This is a genomic window from uncultured Ralstonia sp., from assembly GCA_913056305.1.
Lineage (GTDB): Bacteria > Pseudomonadota > Gammaproteobacteria > Burkholderiales > Burkholderiaceae > Ralstonia.
This window is the reverse complement of sequence record CAJXMR010000191.1, coordinates 1-8,844: the sequence shown is the minus strand read 5'-3', so window position 1 is coordinate 8,844 and position 8,844 is coordinate 1. Positions and strand designations below refer to the sequence as shown.

Annotated in this window: 10 protein-coding genes; 4 read left to right on the top strand and 6 right to left on the bottom strand. The window is 65.4% G+C overall.

All coding sequences use genetic code 11. From position 1 onward, the window contains the following. The 3 genes from QZ609_RS21150 to QZ609_RS21140 all read right to left on the bottom strand — a co-directional run. Window positions 1–557: barstar family protein (locus tag QZ609_RS21150; protein ID WP_295499167.1), on the bottom strand; the 557-nt coding region annotated here is incomplete at its 3' end. Then, window positions 554–988, bottom strand: a complete 435-nt coding sequence (locus QZ609_RS21145; RefSeq protein WP_295499164.1) for a ribonuclease domain-containing protein — start codon at window positions 986–988, stop codon at window positions 554–556. The genes QZ609_RS21150 and QZ609_RS21145, both read right to left, overlap by 4 nt. Before the next feature lie 478 nt (window positions 989–1,466). Further along, the gene (locus QZ609_RS21140) at window positions 1,467–3,812 is read right to left on the bottom strand and encodes an NADP-dependent malic enzyme (protein ID WP_295499161.1); all 2,346 of its coding nucleotides are present in this window, start codon (window positions 3,810–3,812) and stop codon (window positions 1,467–1,469) included. Window positions 3,813–4,050: 238 nt separating this feature from the next. Between QZ609_RS21140 and thiL the strand changes: the two genes are divergently transcribed. The 3 genes from thiL to QZ609_RS21125 are packed head-to-tail and all read left to right on the top strand — an operon-like array spanning window position 4,051 to window position 6,158. Then, window positions 4,051–5,049 (top strand): thiamine-phosphate kinase, encoded by a 999-nt coding sequence (gene thiL, locus QZ609_RS21135; RefSeq protein ID WP_295499158.1) that lies wholly within the window; start codon window positions 4,051–4,053, stop codon window positions 5,047–5,049. Beyond that, window positions 5,046–5,636, top strand: coding sequence for a phosphatidylglycerophosphatase A (locus QZ609_RS21130; RefSeq protein WP_295499156.1), 591 nt, complete (start codon window positions 5,046–5,048; stop codon window positions 5,634–5,636). Before thiL ends, QZ609_RS21130 begins: the two co-directional genes overlap by 4 nt. Before the next feature lie 21 nt (window positions 5,637–5,657). Continuing rightward, window positions 5,658–6,158 (top strand): CinA family protein, encoded by a 501-nt coding sequence (locus QZ609_RS21125; RefSeq protein WP_295499154.1) that lies wholly within the window; start codon window positions 5,658–5,660, stop codon window positions 6,156–6,158. On the opposite strand, the gene QZ609_RS21120 is transcribed toward QZ609_RS21125, so the two are convergent. After that, window positions 6,155–6,358 (bottom strand): metal transporter, encoded by a 204-nt coding sequence (locus QZ609_RS21120; protein ID WP_295499151.1) that lies wholly within the window; start codon window positions 6,356–6,358, stop codon window positions 6,155–6,157. The two genes, QZ609_RS21125 and QZ609_RS21120, sit on opposite strands and share 4 nt — an antisense overlap. A 34-nt stretch (window positions 6,359–6,392) precedes the next feature. Next, entirely contained in the window at window positions 6,393–7,208 is an 816-nt protein-coding gene (pyrF, locus tag QZ609_RS21115; protein ID WP_295499148.1) for an orotidine-5'-phosphate decarboxylase, read from the bottom strand. Between the two features lie 192 nt (window positions 7,209–7,400). Between pyrF and corA the strand changes: the two genes are divergently transcribed. Further along, window positions 7,401–8,363: a magnesium/cobalt transporter CorA gene (gene corA, locus QZ609_RS21110; RefSeq protein ID WP_295499145.1), complete on the top strand. Its 963-nt coding sequence runs from the start codon at window positions 7,401–7,403 to the stop codon at window positions 8,361–8,363. A 25-nt stretch (window positions 8,364–8,388) separates the two neighbouring features. On the opposite strand, the gene mtgA is transcribed toward corA, so the two are convergent. Continuing rightward, window positions 8,389–8,844 (bottom strand): monofunctional biosynthetic peptidoglycan transglycosylase (gene mtgA / locus QZ609_RS21105; RefSeq protein ID WP_295499142.1); only part of this gene is annotated, 456 nt, incomplete at its 5' end.

The following is an 8,844-nucleotide window of genomic DNA, read 5'->3' as shown; positions in this document are numbered from 1 at the left end:
TCGCGGAACACGTCGAGCAGCACTTCACGCGCTTCCTTGTCGAACTTCGGCTGGCACGGCAGGCCCTCGAGCACGATCACAAAACCCGGCTGCGGGCCGGCCTTGTAGATCATGTCGGTCAGGCAGTCGGCCAGGGCGTCGAAATTCTTGCCGAAATGCTTGGGGAACAGAAACTCGCGCGCAATCACGTCGAGCACTTCGGCCTTGGTCGTCGCCGCCGCACAGTTGGCGTAGAGGAAATGCTGCCCGAGGCTGGTCGCCGATTCCGCCAGATCGGCCACGCGGAAGGCGCGGATCGACTGCACGATATTCGGACGCACGGTCTTGAACAGGTTCATGGCGTCTTCAAGGCCTCCGTCGTCGTCCGTCTCGGTCTCGTTGGTGTCAATGTCGGTGTCTTGCGGCACCAGCTTGGCCGTCCCCCCGACACGCGGGCCAAGGGCTTGCATCCCTCGCACGCCATCGTACAGATTCTGCGCCTTCTGCCACGCATCGCGGGCAACGCGCTCATCGCGAGTGGTGAGCGAGTCGTCCAGCCCAAACATGTTGGTCGTCATCGCTGTATCCGTTGAAAGCTGTTGTAGTGGTCTTCCGTGTAGTAGCACTCGTTCGCAGCGCGCTGGTCACCGCCGCAGATGATGCGTCGGGCACCCCGGTTGCGCGCGCCGCGCGTCTTCACGGTGTACTCGTGGTAATAGCCACGGCGTTGTGCCGGCAAACGGCGCTCATAATTGCCGAACGTGGTGCCATCTTTCGTATACGGGAATGGTCCACCTTGCTCGATCAGGGAGAGCGTCCGTTGCGCCTCATTGGGCAGGTCCGTTGCGGGAATGGTTCCCACCGCCGCCGGCGCCATACCCGTCGTGTCCCGGGCGATTGCGTTGGCAGGCAACCCGGCCACGGACAACGCGAGCGCTGCCGCCAGCGCACCACGCGCCATCGCCTGAGATACGGAGCGGCCCAACCACGCTCCAAGTCGCTTTGTCATCAGCAAGCCCAAACGGGAGAATCGCGCCGAGCGGATAACCCGACGCAGGTCACAAGCGCATGCAGCCGCCGGACAGCAGTCCAGACGGCCTGATTGCAGCTGAAAGCGAAGCGGCTCAATGCGTGCGAGGCTTGGCGGGGGAGAATGACAAGTCGGGCGACTGCCGGAGACTTGGGGAATCCTTCCGCCTGCACACACCTGCAAATTGCGCGCACCAGAACGAGGCGACCAGATCAGACGTGTGCACGAAAAACCGCTTTTTTGAACCCGTCTGGCCCAGTACCGACCTCATGTGCTCAGAAGCACCCCTTCAGCCCGTAAGGGTACGCTCATCGATGGCAACAATCAACCGGCGGTCAATGTCTGAAGGGTTTTTTGAAGCAAACATTAATGTTGCGCAAATGTAAGCACACGCAAACTTAGCAGACAAAAAAAGGGAGCGCAGTATCGTGCGCTCCCCGTTTTGATGCAGTGCGGATCAGCGTTGCGCTTGCGCCGCGGCATCCACGACGGTCAGGGCCGTCATGTTGAGGATGCGTCGCACCGTGGCCGACGGCGTCAGGATGTGCACCGGCTTCTTCGCCCCCAGCAGGATCGGGCCGATGGCGATGTTGTTACCGGCAGCCGTCTTCAGCAGGTTGTAAGCGATGTTGGCGGCGTCGATGTTGGGCATCACCAACAGGTTGGCCTCGCCCTTGAGCGTCGAATCCGGCACCAGCGAATCGCGCAGCTTCTGGTCGAGCGCGGCATCGCCGTGCATTTCGCCATCCACCTCCAGGTTCGGGGCACGTTCGCGCAGGATGGCCAGCGTTTCACGCATCTTGACGGCGGAAGGCGCCTCGGACGAGCCGAAGTTCGAGTGCGACATCAGCGCGACCTTCGGCTGGATGCCGAAGCGGCACAGCTCCTCGGCGGCCATGATGGTGATCTCGGCGAGTTGCTCGGCGGTCGGGTCGACGTTGACGTGCGTATCCGTCAGGAAAATCTGGCGGCCCGGCAGGACCAGGCCGTTCATTGCCGCATACAGGCAGTTGGTGCCGCCGATGACCTGGTCGATGTAGCGCAGGTGGGCGGCGGTGTTGCTGACCGTGCCGCAGATCATGCCGTCGGCTTCGCCCTTGTGGATCATGACGGCGCCGATCAGCGTGGAGCGGCGGCGCATTTCCAGCTTGGCGTACTGCGGCGTGACGCCCTTGCGGGCCATCAGCTTGTAATAGGTTTCCCAGTAGTCGCGGAAGCGCTCGTCGTGCTCGGGGTTGACGATGGCGAAGTCCACGCCTTCGCGCAGGCGCAGGCCGAAGCGCTCGATGCGGTGGGCGATCACGCCCGGGCGGCCGATCAGGATCGGGCTGGCGAGCTTCTCGTCGACGACGAGCTGCACAGCGCGCAGCACGCGTTCTTCTTCACCCTCGGCGAAGACGATGCGCTTGTTTTCCATCGGCACCTTGCGGGCGGCCGAGAAGATCGGCTTCATCAGCGTGCCCGAGTGGTAGACGAACTGCTGCAGGTGCTGGCGGTAGGCGTCCATGTCTTCGATCGGGCGCTTGGCCACGCCGGAATCCATGGCGGCCTTGGCCACGGCCGGCGCGATCTGCACGATCAGACGCGGATCGAAGGGCTTCGGGATCAGGTATTCGGGGCCGAACGCCAGGTCCTGGATGCCGTAGGCGGTGGCGACGATATCGCTCTGCTCCTGGCGGGCCAGCTCGGCCACGGCGTGCACGGCGGCGACTTCCATCTCACGCGTGATGGTGGTCGCGCCCACGTCCAGCGCACCGCGGAAGATGAACGGGAAGCACAGGACGTTGTTGACCTGGTTCGGATAGTCGGTGCGGCCGGTGCCCATGATGACGTCCGGGCGCACTTCCTTGGCCAGCTCCGGCAGGATTTCCGGGTTCGGGTTGGCCAGCGCGAAGATGATCGGCTTGTCGGCCATGCGCTTGACCATGTCCTGCTTGAGCACGCCCGCGGCGGACAGGCCCAGGAAAATGTCAGCACCGTCGATCACTTCTGCCAGCGTGCGCTTGTCGGTCTTCTGCGCGAACACGGCCTTGTCCGGGTCCATCAGCTCGGTACGGCCCTCGTACACGACACCGGCCAGGTCCGTCACCCAGATGTTCTCGCGCGGCAGGCCCAGGTCCACCAGCAGGTCCAGGCAGGCCAGCGCCGCAGCGCCGGCGCCCGAGGCCACCAGCTTGACCTTCTTGACGTCCTTGCCGACCACCTTGAGCGCGTTGGTGATGCCCGCGCCCACCACGATGGCGGTGCCGTGCTGGTCGTCGTGGAAGACGGGGATCTTCATGCGCTTGCGCAGCTCGCGCTCGACGAAGAAGCACTCCGGTGCCTTGATGTCTTCCAGGTTGATGCCGCCGAAGGTCGGCTCCAGCGAGGCGATGATATCGACCAGCTTCTGCGGGTCTTTTTCGTTGATCTCGATGTCAAACACATCGATCCCGGCGAATTTTTTGAACAGGCCGGCCTTGCCTTCCATGACCGGCTTGGAGGCTTCCGGGCCGATGTCGCCCAGGCCAAGCACGGCAGTGCCGTTGGTCACCACGCCGACCAGGTTGCCGCGCGCGGTATAGCGGAAGGAGTTGCCGACGTCAGCGACGATCTCTTCACACGCTGCGGCCACGCCGGGGGAGTACGCCAGGGCCAGGTCGCGCTGGTTCGACAGCGGCTTGGTCGGCGTGACGGAAATCTTGCCCGGGGTCGGAAACTCGTGATACTCCAGCGCGGCTTTACGCAGGGCGGCGCGTTGCTGCGCCTTGAGTTCTTCGTCCGTGCGGGCGGGCTGTTGAGGCTGGGTATCCACCGTGGTCATGGGGTGTCTCTCGTCAGGGTATCGGCGCGCGCGCCGACCATCGCATCTAGCGGGCCACCGGGAAACCACATGAGCGTCTCGGGACTACGGTCCGCCTCCTTGGGCCCGTCATTTTATATAGTGAAAACCGATCTCACAACGGGAATTTGGGTTGGGGTGCCGTGCGCATTCGATACAATATTCCAACGACCTTTCACGGCACTATCGGGCTTGCCCTCTATTTGCCTTTACCGACGCCGTGCCCAAGCCCCCCGCTCCCGCCGATTCCGCTGAATATCTGTCCGAATTCGGGCTGATCCGCCGGTATTTCACCCGCCCGGCGCGCCAGGCCACGCTCGGCGTGGGTGACGATTGCGCCCTGCTGGGCCCGCGCCCGGGGCACGAACTGGCGATTTCCACCGACATGCTGGTCGCCGGCCGCCATTTCTTTGCCGATGCCGAGCCGCGCGCGCTGGGGCACAAGGCGCTGGCGGTCAACCTGTCCGATCTGGCCGCCATGGGCGCCGAGCCGCGCGCCTTCACGCTGGCCATTGCGCTGCCGGCGGCCGACCCGGCCTGGCTGGGCCCATTTGCTGAGGGCATGCTTGCGTTGGCCGATGCCTTCCACTGCGAGCTGATAGGCGGCGACACCACGCGCGGGCCGCTCACGCTCAGCCTGACCATATTTGGCGACGTGCCCGCCGGTGTGGCCTTGCGCCGCGACGCTGCCCAGCCCGGCGACGACCTGTGGGTCTCCGGAGCCGTCGGCGACGCACGCCTGGCGCTGGGCGCGCTGCGCGACGAATGGCCGCTGGCGCCCGAGGCGCTGGCGCTGGTGCAACCGCGCATGGACACCCCGGCGCCGCGTGTCGCGCTGGGCCTGGCGCTGCGCGGCATCGCCCGGGCGGCGCTGGATGTGTCCGACGGTCTGCTGGGCGACCTGGGCCACATCCTCGTGCAATCGCAGGTGGGCGCAACGGTCGAGGTCGACCGCGTGCCGCGCTCCGCCACCCTCGCCGCCCAACCGCCCGAGCGCCAGCTGCAGTGCACGCTGGCCGGCGGCGACGACTACGAACTCTGCTTCACCGCCCCCGCCGAAGCGCGCGACGCGGTGCTGGCCGCCGGCCTGCGCGCCGGCGTGCCCGTCACCCGCATCGGCCGCATCGACGCCGAGGCGGGCCTGCGGCTGATCGACGCGCACGGCGCGCCGGTCACGTTCACGCAGGCTGGATTCGATCACTTCGCTTCACCATCATGATGTCTTCCGCTCCCCTCCCTCCCAGCGCCCCCGGCGCTGATGCCGCCAAGCAACCCGAGACCGTCGTGCTCGAAGCTGGCCAGACCGCGCAGGTACGCCGCCCGACGGCACGCTTCATGTTCGGCCATCCGGCGCGCATCCTGGCGCTGGGCTTCGGCTCGGGCCTGTCGCCCATCATGCCGGGTACGGCGGGCACGCTGTACGCGTGGCTGATCTACGTGGTGTTCTCGCGCTGGGTGGCGGGACCGACTTGGCTGCTGATCGCCGCCGTTGGGTTCGTGATCGGCATCTGGGCATGCGCCCGCACCTCGCGCGACCTGGGTGTGCCCGACCACGGCGCCATGGTCTGGGACGAAATGGTCGCCTTCTGGCTGGTGCTGGCCTTCGTCACGCCGACCACGCTGGGCGGCCAGTTCGCGGCCTTCCTGTGGTTCCGCTTCTTCGACATGGTTAAGCCCGCGCCCATCCGCTACTACGACCGGTCGCTCAAGGGCTTTGGCCTGCGTGGCGGTTACGGCGTGATGGTCGACGACATCCTGGCGGCGTTCTATACGCTGCTGGTGTTTGCGCTGTGGCGCTCGTTCTGATTTCGTCGAGAGGGCATCGCCATGGCTGAATCCCGCACGCTGGCGCAACTGGCGGAACTGGTGGCCGACACACTGCACAAGCGCAGCCTGATGATGGCGACGGCGGAGTCCTGCACCGGTGGGCTCGTGAGCGCGGCCATCACCGACATTTCCGGCTCGTCCGCGTGGTTCGAGCGCGGCTTCGTGACGTATTCGAACGAGGCCAAATCGCAGATGCTGGGGGTGCCGGCGACGCTGATCCGCGAGCATGGCGCGGTAAGCGAACCGGTGGCGCACGCGATGGCCGAAGGCGCGGTGCTCAACAGCCGCGCGCAGGTGGCGGTGGCGATCACCGGGGTGGCGGGCCCGACCGGCGGCACGCCCGACAAGCCCGTCGGCATGGTGTGCTTCGGCTGGAGCAATCGCCTGCAGACGCGCGTGGAAACGCGCCACTTCAAGGGCGACCGCAAGCAGGTCCGCCTGCAGGCCGCCGAGCATGCGCTGCGCGGCCTGCTTGAATTTCTCGACAGCGCCGAATCCTAGCTCGTCACTTCGTCCGGATGTTCCGGCCGGACCCGCTCCTGGTGATCGTGTTCCGGCTGGCGCTCGTGGTCGTGCTCACGGCGCCGGTCGCGGTCGTGATCGTGGCGCGTGGTCTCGTGCTCGCGGGTGTCGTCGCGTTCCTTGTCACGCTCCTTGTTGGGATCGTGCTCGTGCTGGGTCGATCGGGCAGCAGTGCGCATGGCGTCCTCGCGGCAACCGACCCGGGGCATCCGGTCAGCTGCGGAATTGGTTGATCTGGTCGCGCGTGGCAACGGCCACGCGACGGGCGGCGTCGGCAAAATCGCTGTCGCTGCTGGCGTACAGGATGGCGCGCGACGAGTTGATCATCATGCCGGTGCCATCGGCGCTGCGACCGGCGCGCACGGTGGCTTCCACATCGCCGCCCTGGGCGCCGATGCCTGGGATCAGCAGCGGCATGTCGCCGACGATCTCGCGCACCTTGGCAATTTCCTGCGGGAAGGTCGCGCCCACCACCAGGCCCATCTGACCGCTGGTGTTCCACATGTCGCGGGCGCGCTCAGCCACCACCTGATAGACCGGGCGGCGGCCGGTTTCCAGGAACTGCACGTCGCTGCCGCCGGCGTTGGAGGTGCGGCACAGCACGATCACGCCCTTGTCGGCGTGCGCCAGGTACGGCTGCATCGAGTCGAAGCCCATGTACGGGCTGACGGTGATGGCATCGGCCTGGTAGCGCTCGAAGGCTTCCTTGGCGTAGTGCTCGGCGGTGGAGCCGATGTCGCCGCGCTTGGCATCGAGGATGACCGGGATGTCCGGATACGCCTCATGGATGTAGCTGATGAGCTGCTCGAGCTGGTCTTCGGCACGCTGCGAGGCAAAGTAGGCGATCTGCGGCTTGAACGCGCAAACCAGGTCGGCGGTGGCATCGACGATGGCACGGCAGAACGAGAAGATCGCGCCGCCCGTGGTGGTGAGCGACGCCGGCAGGCGCGCCGGATCAGGGTCGAGCCCGACGCACAGCAAGGAGTTGTTGCGCTGCCAGGCACTAGCCAGTTGTTCGGTAAATCGCATGGTGTCGGGAATCCTGTGGTGCGGCCGGGTTGCCGCATGACTTGCTGGCATTTTACCCGCCGGGCATCCGGGCGGCGGTATCAACGTGACGGTTGCGTGTATCGCCGCAGGCACGCTTCGTAGCGGTCGGTGCAAGATCTTTACGCTACACTCGCGCGGTTTTCCACCCGTCGCCCGCTTGAGGATTCACGCATGATCAACCTGTTCGTCTTGCAAAAAGGCCGTCTCGCGCAAGAACAGGTCGAACATCGCAGTGAATTGCTCCAGCACAAGCCGATCTGGATCGATGTGATCGACCCAGACGACGAAGAGCTGGCGTGGATCAAGGACACCTACGGCGTGGTCCTGCCCGAGCTGGAACAGCTGGGCGACCTGGAGGCCTCCGCCCGTTACTTCGAGGGCGAGGACGGCCATATCCACATCCGCACCGATTTCCTGCTCGACGAGGAAACCGCCTCGCGCAACGTGCGCGTGGCCTTCGTGCTGACCAAGGAAGTGCTGTTCTCCATCCACGATGAAGACCTCCCCGCCTTCCGCCTGGTGCGCATGCGCGCGCGGTTACGCCCCGGCTCGGTGCGCAACGCCAAGGACGTGCTGATGGACCTGTACGCCACCGACGCGGAATACTCGGCGGATTCGATCGAAGAAGTCTATGAGCGCCTGGAAGACGCCAGCAAACGTGTGCTGGCCGACGAAGTCACCGACAAGGCCGCGGCCGACGTGCTGGAGATCATCGCCCGCGTGGAAGACCTCAACGGCCGCATCCGCCGCAACGTGATGGATACGCGCCGTGCGGTGTCCTTCCTGCTGCGCAGCCAGCTGCTGTCGCCCGATCAGCAGGACGAAGCGCGCCAAGTGCTGCGCGACATCGATTCGATCGAGAACCACACGGCGTTCCTGTCGGACAAGGTCAACTTCCTGATGGATGCCACGGTCGGCTTCATCAACATCAACCAGAACAAGATCATCAAGCTGTTCTCGGTGGTGTCGGTGGCACTGATGCCGCCCACGCTGATCGCCTCGATCTACGGCATGAACTTCAAGGTGATGCCGGAGCTGGATTGGGCCCAGGGCTATCCGTATGCGATCGTGCTGATGATCGTGTCGGCGGCGATTCCGCTGGTGTATTTCCGCCGGAAGGGTTGGCTCAGGTAAGTCTGGTCAGCCACACCCCGCCGCCTCAATCGGGCAGCGTGGCCGAGCCCATGCGGTTGGCGATGACGGTGGCCTTGCGCGTGAAGTTCACGTGCACATTGGCGCAGTAGCTCTTCTTATCGAAGCATTTGGGCGCGGGCAGTGCTGCCGCCAGGCGTGCGGCCTGGCCCACCGAGAGCTGCGCGGCCGGGCGCTTGAAGTAATGCTGCGCGGCGGCTTCGGCGCCGAACACGCCCTCGCCCCACTCCACCGAGTTCAGGTAGATCTCGAGGATGCGCTCCTTGTCGAGCCAGAACTCCAGCATCCAGGTGATGAGGAGTTCTTCGCCCTTGCGCAGGTAGTGGCGTTCGCCCGAGAGGAACAGGTTCTTGGCCAGTTGCTGCGTGATGGTCGAACCGCCCGCAACCACGTGGCCGCGCCGCTTGTTCTTCTCCCACGCGTCGAGCATGGCGTCGACTTCCCAGCCGCTGTGCGAGACGAA